The sequence below is a fragment of the Paenibacillus sp. FSL H8-0048 genome, assembly GCF_038002825.1.
GTDB lineage: Bacteria > Bacillota > Bacilli > Paenibacillales > Paenibacillaceae > Paenibacillus_AQ.
In genome coordinates, this window is the sequence record NZ_JBBODF010000001.1 from 4,212,797 (window position 1) to 4,236,986 (window position 24,190).

Annotated in this window: 22 protein-coding genes and 1 pseudogene; 6 read left to right on the plus strand and 17 right to left on the minus strand. The window is 53.1% G+C overall.

Annotated features, from left to right (window positions below; genetic code table 11):
* Positions 1-23: 23 nt before the first annotated feature.
* Together NSU18_RS17850 and NSU18_RS17855 are read left to right on the plus strand one after the other, a co-directional pair.
* Positions 24-494, plus strand: coding sequence for an Imm30 family immunity protein (locus NSU18_RS17850; protein WP_341015075.1), 471 nt, complete (start codon positions 24-26; stop codon positions 492-494).
* Between the two features lie 93 nt (positions 495-587).
* A complete protein-coding gene (locus NSU18_RS17855) occupies positions 588-2,933 on the plus strand; it encodes an ATP-dependent helicase (protein ID WP_341149673.1) in 2,346 nt (781 codons plus the stop codon).
* 633 nt (positions 2,934-3,566) lie between these two features.
* Here NSU18_RS17855 and NSU18_RS17860 read toward each other — a convergent pair.
* The 6 genes from NSU18_RS17860 to NSU18_RS17885 all read right to left on the minus strand — a co-directional run bounded on the left by NSU18_RS17860 (position 3,567) and on the right by NSU18_RS17885 (position 8,628).
* Positions 3,567-3,803 (minus strand): DUF6953 family protein, encoded by a 237-nt coding sequence (locus tag NSU18_RS17860; RefSeq protein WP_341149674.1) that lies wholly within the window; start codon positions 3,801-3,803, stop codon positions 3,567-3,569.
* 100 nt (positions 3,804-3,903) lie between these two features.
* On the minus strand, positions 3,904-4,680 hold the full coding sequence (locus NSU18_RS17865) for an ABC transporter permease (protein ID WP_341149675.1): 777 nt from the start codon (positions 4,678-4,680) through the stop codon (positions 3,904-3,906).
* A 16-nt stretch (positions 4,681-4,696) separates the two neighbouring features.
* The gene (locus tag NSU18_RS17870) at positions 4,697-5,485 is read right to left on the minus strand and encodes an ABC transporter ATP-binding protein (protein ID WP_341015078.1); all 789 of its coding nucleotides are present in this window, start codon (positions 5,483-5,485) and stop codon (positions 4,697-4,699) included.
* Positions 5,486-5,507: 22 nt separating this feature from the next.
* Entirely contained in the window at positions 5,508-6,536 is a 1,029-nt protein-coding gene (locus tag NSU18_RS17875) for an ABC transporter substrate-binding protein (RefSeq protein ID WP_341015079.1), read from the minus strand.
* A 47-nt stretch (positions 6,537-6,583) separates the two neighbouring features.
* Entirely contained in the window at positions 6,584-8,038 is a 1,455-nt protein-coding gene (locus NSU18_RS17880; protein WP_341015080.1) for an aryl-sulfate sulfotransferase, read from the minus strand.
* Between the two features lie 47 nt (positions 8,039-8,085).
* Positions 8,086-8,628: a MarR family winged helix-turn-helix transcriptional regulator gene (locus NSU18_RS17885; RefSeq protein WP_341015081.1), complete on the minus strand. Its 543-nt coding sequence runs from the start codon at positions 8,626-8,628 to the stop codon at positions 8,086-8,088.
* Between the two features lie 331 nt (positions 8,629-8,959).
* Here NSU18_RS17885 and NSU18_RS17890 point away from each other — a divergent pair, with 331 nt between their 5' ends.
* Both NSU18_RS17890 and NSU18_RS17895 read left to right on the plus strand, forming a co-directional pair.
* Entirely contained in the window at positions 8,960-9,553 is a 594-nt protein-coding gene (locus NSU18_RS17890; RefSeq protein WP_341149676.1) for an RNA polymerase sigma factor, read from the plus strand.
* Complete coding sequence (locus NSU18_RS17895) at positions 9,519-10,667, plus strand: DUF4179 domain-containing protein (RefSeq protein WP_341015084.1); 1,149 nt, start codon at positions 9,519-9,521, stop codon at positions 10,665-10,667. Before NSU18_RS17890 ends, NSU18_RS17895 begins: the two co-directional genes overlap by 35 nt.
* A 109-nt stretch (positions 10,668-10,776) precedes the next feature.
* Here the strand turns inward: NSU18_RS17895 and NSU18_RS17900 are convergent, their stop codons facing one another.
* From NSU18_RS17900 to NSU18_RS17910, 3 genes are all read right to left on the minus strand, one after another.
* Entirely contained in the window at positions 10,777-11,898 is a 1,122-nt protein-coding gene (locus tag NSU18_RS17900; RefSeq protein WP_341015086.1) for a TolB family protein, read from the minus strand.
* Positions 11,899-12,001: 103 nt separating this feature from the next.
* Positions 12,002-13,474 carry a sensor histidine kinase gene (locus NSU18_RS17905; protein WP_341149677.1) on the minus strand — a complete coding sequence of 491 codons (1,473 nt, stop codon included), beginning with the start codon at positions 13,472-13,474 and terminating at the stop codon, positions 12,002-12,004.
* On the minus strand, positions 13,471-14,163 hold the full coding sequence (locus NSU18_RS17910; protein WP_341149678.1) for a response regulator transcription factor: 693 nt from the start codon (positions 14,161-14,163) through the stop codon (positions 13,471-13,473). The genes NSU18_RS17905 and NSU18_RS17910 overlap by 4 nt, the downstream gene beginning before the upstream one ends.
* A 238-nt stretch (positions 14,164-14,401) precedes the next feature.
* On the opposite strand from NSU18_RS17910, the gene NSU18_RS17915 reads away from it, so the two are divergent.
* The gene (locus NSU18_RS17915; RefSeq protein WP_341149679.1) at positions 14,402-14,812 is read left to right on the plus strand and encodes a hypothetical protein; all 411 of its coding nucleotides are present in this window, start codon (positions 14,402-14,404) and stop codon (positions 14,810-14,812) included.
* Between the two features lie 178 nt (positions 14,813-14,990).
* On the opposite strand, the gene NSU18_RS17920 is transcribed toward NSU18_RS17915, so the two are convergent.
* The gene (locus NSU18_RS17920) at positions 14,991-15,680 is read right to left on the minus strand and encodes an ArsR/SmtB family transcription factor (RefSeq protein WP_341149680.1); all 690 of its coding nucleotides are present in this window, start codon (positions 15,678-15,680) and stop codon (positions 14,991-14,993) included.
* Positions 15,681-15,775: 95 nt separating this feature from the next.
* Between NSU18_RS17920 and NSU18_RS17925 the strand changes: the two genes are divergently transcribed.
* Positions 15,776-16,396, plus strand: coding sequence for a flavin reductase family protein (locus NSU18_RS17925; protein ID WP_341015091.1), 621 nt, complete (start codon positions 15,776-15,778; stop codon positions 16,394-16,396).
* Here the strand turns inward: NSU18_RS17925 and NSU18_RS17930 are convergent.
* The 7 genes and pseudogenes from NSU18_RS17930 to NSU18_RS17960 all read right to left on the minus strand — a co-directional run bounded on the left by NSU18_RS17930 (position 16,393) and on the right by NSU18_RS17960 (position 24,145).
* On the minus strand, positions 16,393-16,884 hold the full coding sequence (locus NSU18_RS17930) for a helix-turn-helix transcriptional regulator (protein ID WP_341149681.1): 492 nt from the start codon (positions 16,882-16,884) through the stop codon (positions 16,393-16,395). The two genes, NSU18_RS17925 and NSU18_RS17930, sit on opposite strands and share 4 nt — an antisense overlap.
* A gap of 389 nt (positions 16,885-17,273) precedes the next feature.
* Positions 17,274-18,269 (minus strand): annotated as a pseudogene (locus NSU18_RS17935) (RNA-guided endonuclease InsQ/TnpB family protein).
* A 259-nt stretch (positions 18,270-18,528) separates the two neighbouring features.
* Positions 18,529-18,945: a hypothetical protein gene (locus NSU18_RS17940; protein WP_445321809.1), complete on the minus strand. Its 417-nt coding sequence runs from the start codon at positions 18,943-18,945 to the stop codon at positions 18,529-18,531.
* A gap of 225 nt (positions 18,946-19,170) precedes the next feature.
* Positions 19,171-19,728 carry a hypothetical protein gene (locus NSU18_RS17945; RefSeq protein WP_341015095.1) on the minus strand — a complete coding sequence of 186 codons (558 nt, stop codon included), beginning with the start codon at positions 19,726-19,728 and terminating at the stop codon, positions 19,171-19,173.
* A 49-nt stretch (positions 19,729-19,777) separates the two neighbouring features.
* Positions 19,778-21,697: an AraC family transcriptional regulator gene (locus NSU18_RS17950; protein WP_341149683.1), complete on the minus strand. Its 1,920-nt coding sequence runs from the start codon at positions 21,695-21,697 to the stop codon at positions 19,778-19,780.
* 220 nt (positions 21,698-21,917) lie between these two features.
* On the minus strand, positions 21,918-22,802 hold the full coding sequence (locus NSU18_RS17955) for a DegV family protein (RefSeq protein ID WP_341018500.1): 885 nt from the start codon (positions 22,800-22,802) through the stop codon (positions 21,918-21,920).
* Positions 22,803-23,131: 329 nt separating this feature from the next.
* Positions 23,132-24,145, minus strand: coding sequence for a S66 family peptidase (locus NSU18_RS17960; protein WP_341149684.1), 1,014 nt, complete (start codon positions 24,143-24,145; stop codon positions 23,132-23,134).
* Between the last annotated feature and the right edge of the window lie 45 nt (positions 24,146-24,190).

Below are 24,190 nucleotides of genomic sequence, written 5' to 3' on the forward strand. Positions count from 1 at the left end.
TTTCTGCTGGGAGGAATTACTCTATGAACCACCTATACCCCGGGATTGCCCGGTTATATGAGAACCGGCTGCTGCGCACCGAGCTGGAATGCGAGCAGTTTGATCAGGCGCTGGAGGGTCTGGCCGGTGATACGGAAGATGCCGTCATTCACCAGATTTTCAAAGTATTCGACGATGATACGGAGCAGGAAGAGGTCATGTTCAGCCTTGTTCATTTTGTAGAGAGTGTCCAGATGGAGATGTATCTGACCCAGCTGCTGGAATCGCTGCCGGAGATGCTGGAGCATGCCCGTAACTGGGCGATTGTGCTAAACCAAAGAATTCTCCAGGACGACACTTTCCGCAGAGACTACGCTGAGATCGCTGTGCGCATGCCTCCAAGAATCCGTCAGTGCCTGTCCTTCCTGCTGGAGGAGATCAAGGAGGATCAGCCGCGGCTGTATGAGCGCAAGGTGAATTCTTTTCTGGCCAAGCTAAATACATCCGCGAGATAGCCTCGTGCAGAAAAGAGTGCAGAATGGTATAGTGTATACTGGCCAAAACCGCATGACTGATTATGCATTCAGAAGCAAACGAAGGTGAACATAATGAACAAGCTCTTATTCCATAATATCCCGCTGGGAGCCAGCGGTGAGAATATACCCCAGGCGAAGGTCGCCTCGGCCCGGACGAGCCGGGAGACGGTTCAGCCGGGGGAACGCGATGCGTCTTATTTCAGGCGGCTGGAGGCTGGAGGCATTCTGCTCAATCCGCCGCAGATCTCGGCGGTCCGCCATCATCTCGGGCCGCTGCTGACACTGGCTGGAGCCGGCTCCGGCAAAACCTCGGTGCTGATCTGCAGAACCGGGTATTTGCTGTCTGTGCGCGGCATCGCCCCCGGACGCCTGCTGCTGTTGACCTTCTCCAGCAAGGCAGCAGCAGAGATGCGCGAGCGGATCGCCCTGCTGCCGGGGGTGAACGAGGGGGATGCTGCGCGCCTTACGGCGCGTACGTTCCACTCGTTCTTTCTTTATTTCCTGCGGCGGCAGGGGCTGCGACAGGATATTTTCAGCGAGACCCGCCGCCAGCATATTCTGCTGAAGCAGATTATGCGCGAGTTAGGACTGCCGAAGGATGCCTATCCTCCTGAGAATCTGCTCAGTCTGCTTTCTGCCTGGAAGATGAACATGGGCTTGCCCGCACAGCTGCCGGAGACTACAGAAGCAGAGAAGGAGATGAAGGCTATTCTGGCTCTGTACGAGCAGTGGAAGACCGATCATTTCAAAATCGACTTCGATGATGTGCTGCTGCTCGCCTACCAGATACTCCGCGAACAGCCTGCGCTATTGCGGGAGCTGCAGCAGCAGTATCAATATGTGATGGTCGATGAGTTCCAGGATACGAATGCGCTGCAATATGAGCTGGTGAAGATGGTTGCTGCTCCGCAGGATAATCTGATGGTGGTCGGTGACGATGACCAGACGATCTATTCCTTCAACGGAGCCCGCAGCGAGTTCATCCTGGAGTTCGAGAAGCTGTATCCGCAGGCCAAGGTGATTACGCTGGATATCAACTACCGGTCCGGCCCGGCGATCATCGGGCTGGGCAACGGCATCATCCGCCATAATTCACGGCGCCGTGCCAAGACGCTACAGGCCGCCCGCAATAGCGGCCTGCCGCCCCGTTATCTGCGTCCGCTGACGGCAGATGACGAGGCCGCGCAGATTGTGGAGCATATAGAGCGTGAGACCCAGAGCGGGACCAGGGAATTCCGTGATTTCGCCCTGTTATACCGCGCGACCAGCAGCAACCGGGCGGTCCTGGAGCTGCTGCTGCTGCACGATATTCCTTATATAGATTATGGGGAAGGTCAGCTGCTGTATGAGCATTGGCTGATCTCTCCGGTGCTGGATCACCTTCGCCTGTCGTTGAACCGCCGTGACTTCGCCGCCATGGAGAATATTCTGCCAACACTCTACATGAACCGGGACAAGGGGATGGAGCATATCCGGCGCATGGAGGCGGTGCAGGCGAAGCAGGGCCCGCTGATACATCTGCTGTCCATGCCGGGCATGGAGGATTTCAAGGGCGGCAAGCTGCGCGAGCGGCTGGACCTGATCCGCGGCCTGCGGGAGCTGACACCGCTCCAAGCGATCCGCCAGATCCGCACGGTATTCTACGATTATTTCATCGAAGGCAGCGAGCGCCATCAGGCTACGCTGCACCGGGAGACGCTGAAGGAAATGCTCGATGAGCTGGAGTCCTCAGCGGAGCGCTTCGCTACGATTCCGCTATTCCTTGAATTCATCGGCAACGTAACAGAGCGCAATGAGCAGAACCGGCAGCCGGGGCTGAAGGAGCAAGGCAACCGGGTGGCGCTGATGACCATCCACAAATCCAAGGGGTTGGAGTTCCCCGTAGTCTTCCTGATTGGAGCCTCCGAAGGCATTCTGCCGCATAGCTCCGCTCTGGAGGAGAACCGCGTGAAGGACCGCAAGCCAGCGAAGGCCTCGGTCAAGGTAATCAGCCCGGCCGCCGCAAGAGCCGCAGCCGAAGCGGGCAATGCCGCATTGGAAGAGGAGCGCCGACTCGCCTATGTGGCCGTTACCCGGGCCAAGGAAGAGCTGTTCATCAGCTCGCCCGCCCGGCATCGGGGCAAGAAGGCGGAGGTCTCGCGCTTCATGCTTGCGGCCTTCCGTTCTGCGGTGCGCCCGCAGGCACCGGCTCCGGCTGCCGGAGGCAGCCGCCCGGGCAGAACGCCTATAACCCGAAGCAGCGCCCCGGGTTCAGCCCCCGTGAGAACACATACTGTCGCGGTCTGGAAATGCACCGGCAGAGCCTGCCCGGGCTGGACCCGTAAGAAGGCGGGCGGAGCAGAGGAGCACCTGGCCTCGAAGCCGTGCCCGCTATGCAGCTCCCCGATGGAACCAAGCACCCGGGAGGTCCCGGTGTAGACGGAATGTAATCGGTTTTTCGACCACATTCGGCCTGCGCGCTGCCACCTGGCCAATTGTAATCGGTTTTCCGATCACATTGGGCCTGCGCGCCGCCACCTGGCTAATTGTAATCGGTTTTTCGATCACATTGGGCCTACGTGCCGCTATCTGGCCAATTGTAGTCGGTTTTTCGATCACATTGGGCCTACGTGCCGCCACCTGGCCAATTGTAATCGGTTTTTCGATCACATTAGACCTACATGCTGCCACCTGGCCAATTGTAGTCGGTTTTTCGATCACATTGGGCCTGCGCGCTGCCATCTGGCCAATTGTAGTCGGTTTTTCGATCACATTGGACCTACGTGCCGCCACCTGGCCAATTGTAGTCGGTTTTTCGATCACATTGGGCCTACGTGCCGCTATCTGGCCAATTGTAGTCGGTTTTTCGACTACATTGAAACCCGTCCGCACTTGGACAAGTATAAAGGGAGCGCTGCAATTACTGCAGCGCTCCCTTTAGTGCTCTTTGGCGGATGCCCGCCAGCGGGACATGCCAGTATTCTGTTAATCCCGCCCAATCACCGGGCTCCGGCCAATCCGCCATACCCCGCTATATGCGTACAGCGGTTCAGCACAATGCACCGGCCTATCTTAAGTCCAGGCCCACAGGAATCCGTCGCGGTCCCAGGCAATCCGGCCGCCATGCAGCTTGCGGAAGGCCTTCTTCACTTCCTTGGATAACGAAGCGTTGCTGTTCTCATTCACGAATACAAACTGTTCACCGAAGTTTGCCTTCACATATTCAATCGCAGCGGTCTGGTATAACGTCCCTGTGAACTTGATTTCCTTGACCATCCACTCCGCTACTTCCTGTGCGGTTACTTCCATTCGGGGTACTGCTCCTTCCTGTTCATCCTGCTTGCTTGCAGATTCCCCCATTATACCATGAATCCCGCTGCATCTATCCGATCCGATCTAATCCGTTCCTTTATCGTCTGTGCGCACCCGCGCTGACCACACCATAGCGGTAGAGCACCTTCCGGCCGAACCAGCCGAAGGCCCGGTCTGTGAAGAAGCCCATGAAGCCGAGGCTAATCAGCCCTACGAAGATCCAGTCGGTACGGAAGAACAGCCGCGAATTCCAGATTAGGTACCCCACCCCTTCGTTCGAGGCAATCATCTCCGCGCCGATAATCGCCATATAGGAGGTGCCCATCGCCAGCCGCACACCCGTGAAAATATACGGAATCGTCGCAGGCACAATGACGTGCAGCAGAATCTGCCACTCACTGGCCCCCATGCTGCGTGCGGAGCGGATCTTGTCCTCCTCCACCGACATGACCCCGGTCAGGGTGTTCAACACCACAATGAAGAAGGTGGCATACATAATCAGTGCGATCTTCGACTGCTCACCGATGCCGAACCAGACCAGGAAGAGGGTAATGAAGGCAATCGGCGGAATGAAGCGGATGAAATTCAGGAACGGCTCGGCGAACAGGCGGACAACATTCACCTTGCCGGTGATCAGTCCTGCCGGAATAGCCAGCAGACTGCCAAGCACCCAGCCGATCAGCACGCGGTACAAGCTGACCCCGATATATTGCACCAGCGTTCCGTCCTCCACCAGCTCCCGCCCGCCCCGGGCCGTGGCCCACGGCCCGGGAATAACATCCGGACCATACACCCAGGCGCCCAGCTGCCAGAGCAGCAGTACGGCAAGCCACAGCAGGGATATGGATACCCATTTCTTTTCCAGCCATCTCATCAGGTTCACCTCCGTCCTATTCTTCAAAATGGCTCTGAATCCGGCCATACAGCGCGTAGAATTCAGGTGAAGCCACATCCCGCGGGAAGGGCAGCGTATTGTCATAGATGTCTGTGATATTGGAGGAGGGCCCTACCGACATAATGCCAATGCGCTCCCCCAGCAGCAGTGCTTCCTGAATATCGTGGGTCACGAAGATCACCGTCTTATGCGTCTCCCGCCAGATCTGCACCAGTTCCTTCTGCATCGTCCGCCGGGTCATGGCATCCAGCGCACCAAACGGCTCATCCATCAGCAGGATCGCCGGATCATTCGCCAGCACCCGGGCCAGCTGTACCCGCTGCTTCATCCCGCCCGACAGCGCCTTCGGGAATTTATCCTCATGACCGTTCAGTCCGACAAGCTTGATATACCGGTCCGATAAGCTTCGGCGCTCTGCCTTGGCCACCTTCTTCATCCGTAGTCCGAACTCTACATTCTCCCGCACCGTCAGCCAGGGGAACAGGGACGAATCGGCTTGCTGGAACACCACCGCCCGGTCCCGGCCCGGCTTATCCACCTCGATATTGTCTACCCGCAAATGTCCGCCCGACTTGGAGACGAACCCGGCAATCATATTGAGCAGCGTGGATTTGCCGCAGCCGCTTGGGCCAAGCAACACGAAGAATTCTCCGCCCTTGATCACCAGATCTACATCCTTAATAATGTAGTGGACATCTCCGGCTGCCGGTTCACTGTAGCTCTTGCGCAGTTGCTCGATATGAATAGCATGCTGCCTTGCCGCTGGTTTAGCAGATAAAGACATGGGGCACCTCCTGTGATTTCATTTATTTCGGATAGGTCACTTTATCCGGCAGCGCCTGCTTCAGCGGCTCCAGCTTAAGCTTGCTGCCAAGATCAAAGTCCTGCGTGATAATCCCTGTATCCACCATATACTTCTTCTGTCCGGCGAGACTGTCATATGCAGCCTGGGTGAAGCCCACCTTCCACGGATTCGCCGGCAGATCCTTCAGCGTTGCTTCCTTCGGCTGCTTCACTTCCTTGTACATCAGCTCCGCCACGTCCTCCGGATGCTCCTGCACGTATGCCGAGGCTTCATCCACCGCTGCCAGGAAAGCACCAATGCCTTCACCATGCTCCTCTACAAAAGCATCCGCGGCTACGATTCCCATCCCCAGCCGCACCGGAGTCTTCGACATATCGGTCAGCTCATGCACGCCCTCAAGCGCAGCCAGCTTATCGGTCAGTGCTGAACCGCTGAACCAGGCGGCATCGACATCTCCCTGCTTCAGGGCGATGAAGGCTTCGTCGAAGGCCCCCTGTCCTGTAAGCTTCACATCGCTAAGCGCGATGCCCTGCTCCTTCAGGTATTCATCCCACAGATACGGCAGGAACGTCCCGCGCAGGAAGCTCAGATTCTTGCCCTTCAAGTCAGCGGCAGACTGAATGTCGTCCTTGACGTACAGCTTCCAGACTGCCGCTGCCTGATCCGTGGCCTGACCGGCGGAAGCAATGATCGAATAGTCGCCCTTGGCAACGGCGTTCAGCACCGGAAAGTCCGCCCCGAAGGCCACATCCACCTGCTTGATGAACAGCGCATTCACTCCCTCCGCCGGTGTCCCGAAGTTGATGATCTCTGCATCGATGCCGTGGCTTTTGAAAATGCCTTGCTTAAGGGCTACCCGAAAGGTCGGATTCGTATTGATATCGGCAATCCTGATCTTCAGGGTCTCCGGTGTACCGCCGCCCTCTCCCGAAGAGGCTGCCGCATCTCCCTTGGAGCTGCAGCCCGAGAGCACCAGTGCCAGCGATAAGGATAAGAGCAGAAGGCTTGAGCTGTACCATGATTTTGTCACAAGAACGCACCTCTTCGTCTATGAATTTATGAAGCCTGCCTGAGTCTCTACCTGGCCCGCCGGACGCTGCCTTCATCCGTAGTGGCTACACAGGCTGCCCCCTCTGTAAAAGGAAGCGTCGTCGCCACCTGCACGACTGAATCCGATCCCTTCGGCGCGGCTCCCGGCACCCGGAAGCTGGACACGTCAAGCGGCGCAATCGCATTCTCCTGCGGCTTCGTAAGCTGCGGCACCCAGGCATAGGGTACCCGGTAAGAACGGTAGACCATATTCGTATTGCGGCGGTCGGTGTATGGGGAGATATACTCCCAGACCAGCTCATGCGCTGCTGTGACCTCGAACAGCCGTCCGTTGGAGCCTTCGGTAATCAGCGTGTTGCCGTTCGCAAGCCGCTGTGCCGAGCTGATATACGGGCTGTAGAACTTATAGGAATCCGTCGGAATGGAGAATCCGGCCTCCGCCGAAGTATACTGCCACTCGATCTCAAGCGTCACCGGGTTAATCTCCAGCACGCGTGAGTGATCACGCAGCGCGTTCTTCTGCCCGAACGGCGATGCCGGATTCGGCAGACCGTAGCCGCCCCAGCCGCCGTTATCGAATACAAGCAGATTGCCTTCCCCCGGCAGCCCCTTCGGAATGATGTGGGCATGATGCTGGCCGATAATCCAGCCGATATGCATCACTTCGGGCAGGGAATAGTCCGGGCCCAGACGCCAGACGATGGCCCCGCTGCGCTTATCGGTGATGGCGATTATATTTGCCTCACGGGCATCCCATATAATGTTGTCCGGGTGGAAGCGCTCGTCACCCTGATCATAGAACCGGTTCGGCCCCACATAGGACGCAGAGTTAATATGCAGCCAGTCGCCTACGCCGCCGCCCAGATCGCCGAAGGAGCGGGTGTTGGGGTCGCGGAACAGGACATTGCGCGCCGCCTGGTCGAAGCCCAGCTCCGCGAAATGATCGCTGGCTGCCCACTCCCAGAGGACGTTGCCTTCCCAGTCCACTTCAATAATCGTGTCATCCAGCAGCTCCTTGTCGGAAATCCCGGGGTTATACAGATTTTTATGCGCCAGAATTAGTGTTGTCCCGCTGTTAACCGAAGGATCAAGCCCGGGAGCATAGTATCCGGCAGGATTGCCTTCCCGCTGGTAATCATGGTGCTGGCGGGCATACCAGAGCGGCTCGGCCCCAGGGTCCTTGATCAACTCATAGCTGTTATATCTCCAGACCACATTGCCTTCCCAATCCACCTGCACCAGATCGACATTATCCTGAATGCCGAATTTGGGATCTCTTCGGCCGGTACTGCCCAGGACATAGCCGCCGGGAAGGATTTTGGCCGGGAAACCGATCAGCCCTTGCCATAGATGTACCTCCTTGCCGCTCATGTCGATCAGCACTACGCCCTCATCGCCTGCCTGAAATACCGTGTAGCCGCTCCATGCCTTGGCCGGGTTATATACAGTTGCCCCTGTTGGATATATTGTGGAATGTCCCATGCTCATCTCTCCTCATCATTAGGTTGGGTTCGTATTCTCTTCTTTTCTCAGTAGCTGAGATAATTACTCTTCGTGCCTGTGCTCGGCTTCTGTTCAGGCTGTACAGGAACTGGAATGGCAGCATTCTGCCCTGCCAGCTCCAGCAGCGTCTCCGAGAACCCTTCCAGATTCCCGATCATCCGCTCATAGAACCGGCTCTGCTGCTCCAGCTCCTCCTCCGTAAAGCCCTCGAACAGAAGCGTAATACACCTCGCACCGATGTTGCCGTTACGCTGCACCATCTCCCGGCCGCGGTCTGTAATATCCAGCAGCACAGTCCGGCGGTCATCCTCCTTACGCCTGCGTACCGTATATCCGCCCGCTTCCAGCTTGTCGCTGAGCGCTGTTATAGCGCCTGAGGTGAAATCAAGCTGCTCCGCCAGATCGCCGAGCCGCTGCTCCCCGTCGCGGATGATTTTGTGCAGAATCAGCATTCCCGGCAAGGCCACTCCCTCCACGCTTACCCGGTCACGCTCCTTAACGAACCTGCGTACCAGCTTACGGAACAGATGATCCGCCTGCTCCAGCCGCTCCCATTGTCTATACTCCATGTTCTCTCTCCTCTGCTATTCATCCACGGGACGCAAATAGGCCCCCGGTCCATTCCCTGTTCGGGAACTGTAACGGGAGCCTTTGGTGGTCCAATCAGCTCAAATCTCAGGTATGATGTTCACAGCGATTCTTTCACTGTTCATTTAATTAGCGGTGAACGATTGCTGTTATCATATACCCCTTTAAACCAACCTGTCAAGTATGAATTAGAAAAATAAGATTGGACCGGCTAACCCGCTTATACTCGTAATTCCCTTGTGTATAAGATTGTGTCACAATACGTGGCATTCCGATTGTTATATAGGTATCCAACCAAAGGAGGTGAGGTAAGTGCAATTAACCGTCCCCGGGGAAGCGGACGAACGAAGCTTAATGATCGAGCAGGCTGTAGAGGCTGTGAAGGCTGGAGACAAGCAGTCGTACGAAATCATTATTAAGCGGTTTCAACGCCAGATTTATACCTATTGCTTCTATATTCTCAAAGACCATACCGAAACAGAAGATGCCGTTCAGGAAATCTTCATCCGCGCCTATGCGAACCTTCACCGCTATGGCAGCAGCACTTCCTTCTCAGCCTGGCTGTACAAGATGGCTTACCACCATCTAATCAATTTGAAGAAACAACAAAGCCGCTGGCTTAGATTAGTAGAGCATTACAAGGATCAGCAGCGGCAGGAGCAGGTCCCGCCAGGTGAATCGGTAACCTCCGAGCTAATGGCCTGTCTGACCACAGAGGAGCGTCACATCCTGCTGCTGAAGGCGGTAGAGCAGTATACCTTCGAGGAGATCAGCGGGATTATGGGGATCAAGGCCAACACAGTCCGCAAAAAATACGAACGGCTGCGCAAAAAACTGCTGGAGCGTGCCGGCCAAAAAGGAGCGAGGATGCATGGAACAATATCGGGAGCGAACAAGACATCCTGAGATGGATGCCATTGAACAACAGATCCGGGAGTCCGTTAAGCCAAGAGCGGAGTTAAGCACGATCATTATGAATAAGATTGGAGAGGAAGAAATGAGCAACATAACAAGATCAAGAGCAGCGAAGGCCAGATCGGGGTTCATCAAAAAAACAGCTATCGCCGCCGCCATCGCCGGGGTATTGGGTGCAGGCGTTCTGGGTGCTGGCTTCGTGTCACCGGCAATGGCAGAGACGCTTAAGAAAATTCCGGGGATCGGCATTCTTTATCAGGGAACAAGCCCACAGTCGCTTGAGCTGGCCAAAAGCCAGGGGATATTGTCACAGCCGGGTCTCAGCGTAACCCATAACGGAGTGACACTCAAGCTGACGGATCTGCTCTATGACGGCACACGGCTTAGCTTCCAGCTTGAGCATGAGGGCGGATTAGATTTCTCCGGCGGAACTATAGGACAGTTGATCGAGCCTCCGGCCGTCTTGGCTGACGGGCAACCGGTTAAATTCACTTCAGGAGCCTACGGCGATATTCCTTATCAGGATAATGCTTATCTGGCCGAGCTGTCGGGCGATTTAAATCTGCCGAATGAATTTACCCTGACGGTGGAGGCCAAGGTGAAGTCAATGAATGAGACCTTTACATTCGTTGCACCTGTAAAAATCATGGATACCGCGCTCACGGTTACTCCGAATATCACCAAAACAGAGGGTGCCTTCAGCTATACTGTCGAACAATTAAAGGTCACTCCGGTATCCACCCGTCTGGTTCTGAACAGTCAGGGTGAGGTGCCGCAATCCGCAGAGCAGTCCGGCGAATATCATGCCAGCATGATGTACTATGAGCTTGTAGATGACCAGGGCAATTCTATTGACCCTAATAGATACGGATTCTACGACAGCAAGCCGAAGACAGAATACCATCTGAATGAGCTGTATCCTCCTTTTGCTAACACGCCTAAGACCATAACCATCAAGCCGTATACTCTGACCGTTAAGAACGATGACTTCACCATTGTGGGGCAGAAGAAAGACAGCAATGGCAACATTCTGCCGGGAAGCGAGAATCTGGGCAAACGGACTTATCTGAAGAATCTGGAGACCACGATCACCCTCCAGCCTTAGTGCATTAATGCCAGCCGTCAAGCTGTTCATCATCTAAAAAGCAAGGCTGTCCGGGTAGCCGTCATGCGGCTGATTCCGGGCAGCCTTTTGCTTTTGTCGCATAAAAGCGTTACGACAGGCTGATCACGTAGGTCAGAAACTGATAGATATTATCCTTCAGCACCGTAGCTGTAGCCAGCAGCTTCTTACCGGATGGACTCCAGTGGAGAGAATCAGCCAAACGAAAATCATTCAGCACAGGCGTCTGCTCTCCGGTCTCCACCTCGGTAATGAACAGGTCCTGCTGGTCATCCGTTGAACCGGCCGCCGTGACCGCATAAGAGAGCAGCTTGCCGTCCGGCGACCAGCTGGTGCCGAAGATCTGCTGCCCCGATGCTAGCTTAGACTGCTCATTGCCCTCGCTGTCACAGAGCTTCAGCGTCATCTCTCCGCGTCCGGTACGCTCGACAATCGCCAGCAGGCTTCCGTCCGGGGAGGGAACCGCCCAGATCACATTTTTTCGCAGCACCTTGGTCTGCTTCGTCACTGTGTCATAGGCGCTAAGCTGGCTGTCTTCACCAGTAACATAGAGAATCCGGCTGCCGGTCTGAACCACCTCATGCACATAGGGAATGCCCGTCTTCAGGATCGTCTCCTGCTTGCCGGTTAGATCGGCACTTCGAATATTGCCTTCCATATCAGGAAAAATCACATGCGCGTCATCCGCCCATTTCCCTTCCTCTACCCGAAACTCCGCATCGCTTACCTTCACCGGAGCACCTCCGGACAGATCCATAATATAGCCGAATCCTGTGTTGTCGTACAGCTCCTTGAAGAAGATATGCGTCTTGTCCGGGGAGATTTGCGGCGCGCCATAATTCAGCTCTCCAACCTGCAGCGGAGCTTCCTCACCTGTGGACAGGGTATGCAGATAGAGATTCAGCGGATACCGTTCCTGTCCTTCAATCACCTGCGGGGGGAGACTGCGGTTCTCCTTGGTCACTACCATTACATCCTCACCGGCAAAATCCGTCCCCCGCACACCATCCACCTTCTGTATGCCGTCAAGCTTCAGCTTTGTGTAGACCGGTTCGCTGATATTGTCGAGGACTGTAATTTTGCGGCCTGCCTTCTCTACAACCTCACGTGTATCTGTGTTCTCAGTACTACAGGCAGTAACTGATAGCAGAACAGCTCCGCAGAGCAGAATGCTCCAGATTTTGCCGCTGGCTCTAAGGCTCATATGATTCATTCAGGCTTCCCTCCAGCTCATCGCTCATGTTGCCTCTTCAGCATACCGGACGCTTATTTCCAAACTGCATCTCAACTATATCCAACTTGTAAACATTATCCCTTCAGGTCACCAGCGGAAAAGACAGCTCAAACGCTGCTCCTTCGACTGAGCCTTCCAGCAGGGCAATGGTGCCGTCCTGCTTCTCCACCAGATTACGGACCAGCGAGAGACCAAGCCCTGTGCCGCCCGAGGCTCTGGAACGGTCACGATTGACCGTATAGAACGCTTCGAAGATCTTCTCCCGCGACGCCTCGGGAATGCCGATGCCGGAATCCTGCACGGTGATCCATACCCGCTGCTCCCTGATCTCGCTGTGCAGATGAATACTCCCCTGCGGGACATTATATTTGATCGCATTGTCCAGCAGATTGATGAAGATATGCATGAAGCTCTCCCGGTCAATCCAGATATGCGCGGGCTGGGCATCAAGCGTGACTGTGAGGCCGTAGCGCTCCGCCTTGCCTTTCATCCGTCCGCAGATATCGCGCAGCGTACTCTCTACCTCCAGCAGCTCTGCCTGGGATTCAAAATCATACTTCTCCAGTGCCGTCAACTGCAGTACCTTCTCCACCATCTCGTACAGCCGCTCTGTCTCCTTGGCAATGCTCAGCTTAGCATCATACAGCAGCTTGGGGTCATCGTCATACATATTCAGCAGATCGACATACGCCTTAATCGAGGTCAGCGGTGTCTTGAATTCATGGCTGATGTTCCCGATGTACTGCTTCTGCTGCTGCTCCAGCGCCTGAAGCTTCTCCACGGCCAGCTGGAGCTTGCGCCGTTCTTCATCCTTGGCGGCAATACTGCGCTCAATCTCCCGGCTCATGAAGTAGATGCCCTCGGCCAGCTCCCCCAGCTCATCCTTGCGCCGCACCGGCGGAGCCGTGATATAGTTGGCCCCGCGGATATCCTCCGCCGCCTTCTTCAGCCGTCCGATGGAGGCAGCCGCACGGTTGAAGTACAGATACCCCAGGATGAAGCTGAACACCAGCACCGCGCCGCCTGTCGTCAGGAACAGATTCAGCAGTGTCTGCTGGAAGCTGCGGGCGCCCTCCAGGGAATACTGCAGCTGCACCACGCCCATCTGCCCCTCCGGTCCCTGCAGCGGGGCCAGATAGAACAGCTTGTCGCCTTCACTCTGGTAGGCGACCTTGTTATTCAGCGCGTAGTCCAGCGCTGTGCTGAGATCCGGCTTGCCCGGACCCGGCTCAGGCCCGTCTTGCGCCGAGGTGCCCGCCTGCTGGCCCTGGCTGTCGTACAGGGTCACCTCCAGGCCGGTGAATCCGGCCAGCTCGGCAGCCAGCGCCTTGCCGCGCTGCTGCATGAAGGCCTGCGGCGTAAGGCGCGCGCCTGTATAATAAGTCTGCTTCACGCGCAGATTGACCGTGTTGACATGCTGGGCCAGACTGCGCTCCGTCTGGCCCAGCTCGTTGCGCTCCACGCCGCGCAAGACGAAGTAGCTCAGCACGCCGACGGCCAGAATCAGCAGTGCCGCCAGGAACAGGCTGAACTTCAGCTTAATGCTGATTCTCATGAGTAGCTCCCCGCAGGCACGGCCTTATAGCCTACGCCGTAGACGGTTTGCAGGATATTCTGGTAGGGCTCACCCAGCTTTTTGCGCAGCCGCTGTATATGAATATCTACGGTTCGCATTCCCCCGGCATAGTCCATATCCCAGACCTGCTCCAGCAGCTCCTCGCGCATATACACCCGCTGCGGGTGCGAGAGCAGCAGATGCAGCAGATCGAATTCCTTCGGGGTCAGCTCCAGCGGCTCCCCGCCAAGCTCGGCGCTGCGCCGGTCCGGGTGAACCTGCAAAAGACCGTATTCGATCAGCTCACTGCGGCCCTCAGCCGTATTCTTCTCCAGCCGGCGCAGCAGCGCCTTCACCCGGGCCAGCAGCTCGCGGATCTCGAAGGGCTTGGTCATATAATCGTCTGCCCCCAGCTCCAGACCGACAATTTTATCAACAATATCATTCTTGACGGTCAGCAGGATAATTCCAATATCATCACGGTCCTCCAGCTTGCGGCAGACATCATAACCGCTCAGCTTCGGCATCATTACATCCAGCACCAGCACATTTGGACGGAAGGTATTCGCCTTGCTCAGTGCTTCCTCCCCGTCACCGGCAGTATCGACTTCATAGCCTTCACGCCGCAGCGCGTAGGCAATCGCACTCACAATGGCCGGTTCGTCATCGACGACCAGTATTTTTTTCATAGACGGTTCATCCTTCCGCTCGCGCTTGTTCAGTTCGGGTAATGCCCTTCAAGAATAACGCAGATGAAGAAGCCGGAGCAAGGAACCGGCAGAGACAAGCAAAGTTTAGGTTATCTTTAAGAAGACTTAAGCTTCATTTCAGTATAGTTGGGTAAACTGTACTTAGCTGAAGTTCACAAGCCGCCGTAAATGATGAACCTTGACCGATATAACCAACCACGAAAAGAGGATTATACACATGAATATAAAACATATGAATATCAAGCGCGTAATGATTGTAGGAACAATGATCGTAGCCATGTCGTTCGGAGGAACGGCTTGGGGCAAGCCGGCGTTACATACCCTTCCTGTCGCCAAATGGTCCACCTCAGATGTGGCCGATACCGATGAGCTGCTGGATGCCCTGAACCTGAACCCGGCCTCTGACGAAGAGCTATACGACGCCTTGTATGACGGCAAGTCCCTGCGTAACATCGCAGAAGAGAATGGCGGCAACGTGACCCAGGTCATCAACCTGCAGGTCAAGCAGCTGACCCGGCAGCTCGAAGCCAGACTCGCCAGCGGCAGCATCACCCCGCAGCAGTTCAACGCGCAGAAGGCCGAGCTCAGGGAGATTGTGGCGCAGAGTGTCGAGACTTCATTTGGGTGAGTGAATGAATCGGAGCAGCGACAATTAAATGTGACTTAAAGTATTTAAATAAGCTGTCCTACGAGCAGTACACTGCGCGTGGAACAGCTTTTTTATATGCGCTACTACTTCACTTGTTCATCTGGCCCGTTGGCTTCTGTGCCCACCGAATGTATTCGGTTTTTCGCACACATTCCCCCTAATTCAAATCCAGGGAGAATATTTCTTCAAAACCCGCTTTCCCCTTATTCGTGACCTGTACTGCACGTGTACCCGGCAGACGCCGGACCCAGCCCAGCTCCAAGACTCTCTCCAGAAGGGCATTTCCTAGGGCTCCGGCCAGGTGGTGGCGGCGTTCGCTCCAATCCAGGCATTGATGCGAGAATTGACGGCGTTTCGTTGCAGCTTCGTTCAAATCAACGCCAAAGTCGGCAAAAAACTTCTCCCCATGCTCCGTCACCGTATACCTGTCCTCTTCTTCAATCAAAATACCGTTTCTTAGCAACGCATTAGTTAATTGCACCCCCACATTCCCGGCGAGATGGTCATAACATGTTCTGGCATAACGCAACTCCTTATCCTGTGAGGATTGCCTTAAAGACTTAACGGTCACAGGCGGAGCAATAGATAATAAGGACTCCATCACCTGCGCAACCTCTTGACCTCCAATCGCAAAGTAACGATGTCTCCCTTGTTTCTCTACAGCTACAACGTTAGCATCGATCAATTTCGCTAAATGAAAGCTTGCCGTTTGAGGCTTGATTCTTGCCATATAGGCTAACTCGCTTGCTGAATGGAACCTTCCATCCAGTAAAACGGTTAATATTGCCGCCCGCGAAGCTTCACTCACTAGAGCTGCGATGATCGCAACATTCGGATTGGCCTGCATCCTAAACCTCCTTTTTGTATTCCATACTTCGATGAGTGTTGAATTATTTATATTATACACTGAAGCAGGATCTACAATATGGGAGGAGAAATACAATGAACCCTACGAAGCAAAGAATGAACACTGAAACGATACAACCCAAGATTTTATATTATGGAACTCCTGTCATCTTACTGAACACCTTAAATGAGGATGATACCGTCAATATCACCCCTATTTCGTCCTCCTGGGCCTTGGGAGACTGTATAGTACTAGGAATTGGCCTTGGGGGAAAAGCCATCGAGAACCTGGAACAGCTTCCCGAATGCGTCATCAACATCCCCGGCCCTTCACTATGGGAGAATGTGGAGCAGCTTGCTCCCTATACGGGTAAGAATCCTGTCCCTGATTACAAGCAACAACATGGGTACTCCTATCAAAAGGATAAATATGCTGCCAGCGGACTCACACCCGTATCGTCCAAAACAGTTAAGCCTTCACGAATTATGGAATGCCCGTTACAAATTGAAGCAAGCGTCCAACATATTCGTATACCGGATCATTCGCCTGGCTTTGCCATCATTGAGGCGCAGGCTGTTCATGTACATGCCCACCAGGATATTATTATCGATGACAATCATATCGATCCTCTGAAATGGAGTCCGCTCATCTACAATTTCCGCCATTATTTTGGTCTGGGTCATCAGCTCGGCAAAACCTACCGGGCAGAAACCTAATCCTTACGGTTGATGTCCCACGCTCCCGTAGAGCAGAACTCGACCTTAAGGCCGGATGTGCCTGTAATATCTTCGAGAACCGGTACAATTAAATCCGAATAGCGGTGATATAACCATTCTGCAGCAAAACGGCTAGGACTGTAGACGCAGTAAGTCTCCCCCAGCTGCCTCCCCTTCGTGCCCTTGAACCAGGTGTTGAAGCTGGGCGGCGAGATGCGGGTTTGAATATGATCCAAAGCCTCAGTCCAGACCTCATCCGGCAGCTCGATGGGAGGGCTTACAATTTTATCAGAAGCTGAACCGCCGCTAACACTATCCCCTAACAGAAGCTCTTCCACCGACTTCCCGAAGACCTGTCCAAGCTTCAGCAACACCCCGATATCAGGCAGGCAGTCTCCCTGCTCCCACTTGGAAACCGCCTGATGGCTTACGCCAACTAAGCTGGAGAGCTCTGTCTGGGTCAGGGATAACCCCTTCCTTAAGTTCAATATATTCTGCCCGGCTTTGTTATTATCTATCAACGTGACGACACCTCCACTCTACTATCACTCAACACAGCCAATAGTAGCATAGAAGGGATGATATCGAAATCGAGGGTAAGTTGAATAATGCGCATCCCTTTCGCAACGTTAGGTTGCAAAAGCTATACAATCATATCCCCCACCCCAGTTCTCTCTATATCAGACCTGACGCCGTATATTGACTTGAATTTGGAATAGTGATCCGCCCAGATCAATACCTGTTCACTTTTGAACCTCCACACCCTTAAAAGGGTGGGATTCTTAGCTAGTTAGTGGGTGCATACGTTTCCGCTTTACCCTACTGCTAAGTTAAGGGCGAGTTCATTCACCCATCCTAGATCAGAGCGTATAGCTATCTAGGCTGGCAGACTATTACCATCTGCCACAGGTTGACGCATGATGTTGATGGCACCGACCCGATCTCGATGTGCTATATAACCGCAGTCGCACTGATACGTTCGATCCTTTGCTTTGTTCCGCTCTCCACAAGAGGGACAGGTTTGCGATGTGTAAGCCGGATTCACTTCAACCACTTTGATTCCAGCGAGTGTCGCCTTATACCCGATGAACATTTGCAACTGATAGAACGACCAATGATGCAGATTTCTAGCGTTTTTACGACTTGTTCTTGTCGTCTTACGGATATTCGTCAGTTTCTCCAGCTTGATGACAGACACCTTTTCTTGAATCGCCATATTCACGATCTGGCGGCTGATTTTGTGATTCTGATCTTTCATAAAACGACTTTCCTTGTCGTTCTGTTTACGGATCGCTGATAACTTTTTAAGCTTTCCTAATTTGCGGCGATAGGCACTGTACTTACGGCGAACAAACTTGTTTTTACGTCAATTTCCGCAAAACTTTGTCTTGCCGCTAGAGGTTACGACAACAGCAGGAACTTTCAAGCCTAAATCAATCCCCATCACTTCATGACCCTCGGCTGGCTTAGTGGGGCGTTCGATTGAAATTTGAACAAACCATTTCGCTGATTTTTGAACCACGCGCAGAAGTCCAAGCTTCCCGTTCACAAACATGCCTCGCTCCCGGTCCGAAAGAAGCGCAGGAACCACAAGACGTTGTGCTTTTCCTTCCAGGATCACCGGAAAAGAAATGTGGTTGCCCCAGATCGTATAATTTTGATTGTTCACGTAGTACACCCTCTTTTGGAGATGAGGTCGCTTCTTCGTTTTCTTAAACCGCTGAAATAGGCTTTTGGCGTCTCGAATCACTTGATTCTTTACGGCAGAGGGTAGATTGGCATGTACGGTTTTTGAAGTTAGCTTCGGAAACGTTCCGGACCTTTCGGCTTGCTCCGTTAATTCGTTGACGGTTCGGATATATTCATTACCCATATCCACCAATACAGACGGATGGGTTGGAAAAATGCGGATTTGAATCGTTACCGTTTGCAGGGTTTCACCCCCCTTGTTTTTTTGTTCCTCAACATATTGTTTGATCGTTTCGGTACGGTTGTTTTCGTATTTATATAGGATTGTCTCATACCTAGATTGTAGCAGTTAAATAATTTAACTGCCTCAAAAATATGCGCTCATTTAATATAATTTTGACAACATAAGGATGTTCCTTAAACAAAGACAATTCATCCCACCCCTAAAGGAGCGGGTTTTCTCGACTAATTTCTGTAATGAATTGATCCAGCGTACCCGGGATTTCCAGCTGCTGAAGTTCTTCGGGTAACGTAGCGAATAGAGCATCCTCCATATTGGTATAAGAATAGGATTGCAAGCCTCTTGCGTAGAAAATGGAGGGTTGAAGCTCAATATGATCCGTCAGCTTCATCTCGTTATGTTGATTCACTAATTCCGTTAATATCTCTTCCATTTGTTCAACGGCCCTTGTAACAGAGGGTTCCAGCAAAATAGCTTCAAGCTGCTTGGTCTGCCTGCTAACCTCAGGGCTGATCTGCGCCAGCTCCCTGGATATCCATTTGTAGGTTCCGGGCCGGAGCCTTTTGTTATAGAGAAAAATCAGTTGAACTGCCTGCTCCACCATGCGGTTGATAAGCAACCTGGCCGACAACGGTTCGCCCCGGAGGTCTGCAAGTCCTGCGTGCGCACTCCCATTTTATTTTACCGGTAACCTTATGTTAACACCTCGCCCAGAAATTACTAGACTATTCATTTCACTTCTGTTATCATTTAGATTGAAGTCTTGATAATAATACTATTTCATAACAAAACGGCTGGTCAGGTTCCCCTGATCCAGCCGTTTTCTGGTTATTTCGATATTACATTATCGGTTCCGGCCCCGATCACTCAGATACCGCCCAACCGTCTCATCGCTCCAGATATGCGCTTCGACGTACCGCTCGGGGCCGTATTTTCCGTCATTGTTCCAGTTCTGCGGTAACCCGTACTTGTCGATGATGCCCACAATCTCGGAATAGGTATACAGGGTATGCCTGTACTCTTTGCCATCGTTAATCAACGGGCTGAAGGTCGGCATGGAGTCCCCATAGGTAAAAGAAATCGTGTTCACCTCAAATTCCTCAATCGGAATCTTGAGCGATGCGCCATTCTCAAACCACGTGCTTAGCCACGGACTGTGTTCAACTACCATATAATGCGGGGAGGACCGCTGGACCACACCGCCCTTACGTATAAATTCCGACCGGATGCTGCTCTCGCAGTTCTGCCGATATTCCACATACTTATCGTGTCTTTGGGCGCTCTGGGCCTTGGGCTTGGTCTCTTTAATCGTCTCCAGCACAGCCCTCGCCTGATCGCCTGGCAAATCGGATAGGCTGACAAACGGACCCACAGATGCATCATAATAATGGTATAAGAACATCGTTCCGCTCCCTCCCAGCGTAGCTTGTATCAACCCTACCCTAAATCTATTACTGGTTAGCTACCTCGATGATCCAATCGGTCAGTTCGTTGATTTGTCTCTTCACAGCGATCGGGTCACGGTACCAGGATTGGTTCTCCGTCCAAATAAACACCCGATTGTTGGCAATGGGGCCCAGCGACCCCCATATCGGATCAGCCTGCAGCGATTCCAAGCTGGAGTCTGTGGTCAGAATTAAATAATCCCCCATATACTCTGAGAGCTTCTCCAGTGAAAATTCGTAGTAGGATTCCTCCAGCATATATCCGGGAACCGCAGCCGGCGGCTTCAGCCCCATAATTTCATACATTAACCTGCCGCCCCGGCCCGACTTCGGACCAAACAGGCTCACGTTCCCATCATACTCCTGCATAATCGAGAGCGTCTTCCCTTCAGGAACCGCTTGTTGAACCTTCGCCCGAATGTCTGTAATTTCCTTCTCGAATTGTTCATTCCATTGCTCCGCGGCCTCGCGCCGGTCCAGCAAATTGCCGAAATACAGTATTTCATCCTGAATAGATGCGAACTGATTATAAGGCACAGATACCGTTGGTGCAATCTTTTGATATTTCTCAACTACCTCAGGCTGTGGATTATGCGTTATGATCAGGTCCGGATTCAGCTCCAGCAGCTTCTCAAGCGAGTCGCCGACATCCGTCACAACATCCAGCATTCCCTCCAGATACGGGCTCGACATCAGGAACGATTCGGCTGCAACTGGCTGAACATCCAGCGCAAGTACAGTACCGAGATAAGAGATTGCCGCTATGCGCTTAGGGTGTTCAGGAACCTCAACATCGCCAAAAGCGGTGCTAACCATCTTAGTCTCCGAAGAGGCGTTAGCACCGGTAACGGTTGGAGAAGCGCTGACGGCAACCTGGCTGTGCGTTGGGCTTCCGTTGTTCACCGGCCCACCGCAAGCCGTTAACATCACGGTCAAGCATAACAGCATCGCTGCATACATACTTCTGGTTGCTCTGGTCATTTTATTCGCCTCATTCCATTGAAATTGATAATCAATATCACTCACATGAAAAGGATAGCGTAATGACCGGCTCGGAACAACGGACGATTGTGACCTATTCCTTGCATAATCTGAAACGGACTGTCCGTATCGTTTACGATATTGGCCCGGTGTTATGCCAGCATATTTCTTGAACATCCGGTTGAAATACATAAGATCGGGGTAACCGATATGCGATGCAATCTCCTGCTGTGTTGCCAGCGTACCGGCCAGTAGAGTCTTCGCGTCCTCCATCCGGAAACGGATGACATAATCCAGCGGACTGAGTCCTGTCTGTTCTTTACATTTTCTCGATATGTATTGCTGGCTGTAATTCAGTTGGCGTGCAAGCTCCTCTAGGGAGATGGGCTTACGGTAATTTCTGGACAAATACCGGATGACCTGCTCGGACAAGGATAGCTCACCGGGTCTGAACAGGCGCTCACTCAGAACCGCGTGAACGAAGCGGATGAAATCTCCCTTGACCGAGAGTCGGGTCAACCCTTCGTCCCCTTGAAGCCAACTGCCGCATATGGTCTGAAGCAGCTCTAACAGGGCCAGCGGTTCAATGGGCGGGAAGCCCCAGTTATCCAGAAAAGGATCGGATTCCTGCAACATCCTATGAAATTCATGTAATGCTGAAGCAGGTAGCGAAGCTTTGTACAGTACGATATATACGTTTAGGGCTTCCCGGCTCCGGATCGTCACCTGAGCACCTTTACCGGCGTGCAGCACGTAAAAACGGTCGCATAGCCATACCTCATCGTCAACCCACAACTCACCCTGTCCTTGGAAAACGAATAAAAATGCGCTCGCCGGTAAATGGTACTGCTTCAAATCCCCGCCTGCTCCAGCCTGCTTCAGCCGTACATCAAGCACGCGCACCGTCACCTGATTCCATAATTGTATAAGTCTCAGAGCATCCATAGCTGTTCGCAAGCTCCCCCTAAAATGATCTAACAGATAATCATTCTCAATTAAATCCTGTTTTTAATCACCATAACGAATAGGATTAGTACTGTCAACAACAGGGGTACTGGGGTCTTCTTAAAAGCAAAAAGACGCTTGCCTCCCACATACGGAAGTCCAAGCGTCTATCAGGTTCATTAAGGACGGGAGCAGGCAGCTACGCCTGACGCAAATCAACTTAGAGCACAGACTCCAGCACTTCATCCTCAGCATCAATACTATTCAGGGCCGTACGGTTAATCCAAGACAACGCCAGTGTTCCCTCGCCCATATGAGCACCTACCACCGGGATAAAGGGCATAATCTCTGTACGCACCGAAGGGGACATGGCCTTAATAGCCCACTCCAGGCTCAGCGCCTCTTCTTTATTGTTCGCGTGCATAATACATACATCCTGGAAGCGGCCGTTTTCTTCCTGGATGGTCTCCAGCAGCTTTTGCTTCGTCTTCTTGAAGGTGCGGATTTTATCAACAACGACAATCTTGCCCTCATCGAACCTCAGAAGCAGATGTATCCGCATCAGTTGGCCCAGCAGGAACTGGGAGCCGGAGAGCCGTCCGCTGCGGTGCAGCTGGCTTAGGCTGGCCGGGATGATATAGAAGGACATTTCCTCAATTATATTATCAATTCTGTGCTTGATCTCCTGTGCAGAGCAGCCTGCCTGCTGCCAGTGAATACCGCGCAGCAGCATCTCACGGATGGGGTATGCGCCTACTTTGGAATCGATACCCATTACGTTCACTCCAGCAATATCCGCCGCCTGCATTGAGGTGTTGAAGGTTCCGCTAAGCTCGGAGGAGCAGTGGATCGCAATAATCTCGTCATACTCTTCCTTCAGACGCTCGTATAATTCCACGAACTCGCCAATCGGCGGCTGGGAGCTGCCCACCTTGTCATGCTGACGCATTTTGTCATAGAACTGATCGGCGTTAATATCTATATTTTCTCTATAACATTCATTATTGACGATTAGACGGAGGGGAACGATATACACATGGTTATTCATAGCGAATTCAGAATCAATGGTGCTGGTGCTGTCAGTCACCCAGGCGATGGATTTCATAGTCACTACTCTCTTTCGTGAGGGATTCACTGCTCAGGAATCGGCAGCTATGGCTGTCTGTATATTCATAAATTATACAGGATGCAAGCTATGCGTAGAGTATTCCTTGAATAATCCCATCACTTTTTTTCAACTAAATTCGACATAAATTCACATTATATATGACGAATATACCTGTTTAAGAGAGGACTGCTTATGGTATGGGAACAGGTAAAAAAAGGATATTCAAACCATTTCATTGGGGCTTTGGAGGGCCAGCTTTTTTCAAGGTTCTATTGTATTTCATACATCGGAAACCACTGAAATTCACCCCACCTGGGACTATTTCTTTAATCCCGGAAGTACTGCGTGACCGTTCCCTTACATGCCCCAACCACTACCTCTGCAAAAGCGCCGTTCACCAAAGTAACCTGGGGTGGCAGGTGCCCGCAGTCGATATCGTATGCAACCGGCAGGCCCAGCTCATCGGCCAGCTCCTGGTAGACATCCTCAACGGTATAGTTGTCCATAGGGCGGTTAGCCGCGCTACGGCCGAACATAAGACCGCTGCAATGCTCGAACCAGCCCGCCAGCTTCATCTGCACCAGAGAGCGGCGCAGATCGGTCACGGACAGCTCACAGTTCTCTAAGTACCACAGAATCGGCTCGTTGTTGATATAATGCTGTTGGAAGTGCCGGACATCTCCGTAAGGGGTGCCGATCAGATGCCGGATAACGTCAATGCAGCCCCCCAGCAGGCGCCCCTGCATGGCGATAGCGTGATTGCCCACCGTCTTCCAGTTAGTTGCTTCTGTAAGGTTGAACACATGGGGTGACGGCTCGCCTCCCCATTCCAGCTGATATTGCTGTGAGGATGATTGAATTACAGTCCCGCCGCTTGAAGTGGACAATACCTTGTCCCACATGGCGGTTGTCGGGTCTGTCTCTTCTCCCCGGAGATCAATGAAGTTCGTGCCATGAGCAGTGGCAATCCCCGTCTTCAGAGTGACCGCCAGCAGCAGCACACTGATGTCGGAATACCCGAGAATCCATTTAGACTTCATCTTGCTGAAATCCGCCAGCTCCAGCATCTCGATCAGCAGCTCCCCGCCCCAGGGCGGCATGACGAGTCCGATGGACTCATCGGCCATCATTTTGTTGAATTCAGCGGCACGTACGGCGGCCGGGGCCGATTTGGCCTTCTGCTGTGTCCACGCTGTGGGTCCGCAGACTACGCCGTACCCGCTTTTTTGCAGCCGTTCTACAGCCAGCTCAAGCAGTTCACGAAGCGCCTCCCCCACTCCAGATGAGGGTGCAGTTACACCAATAACGGCTCCTGCTTCTAATACTGGATATCTGATCATCTTATGTCTCCTCCAATGCTTAATATGAAAATAAGCGATACCCGA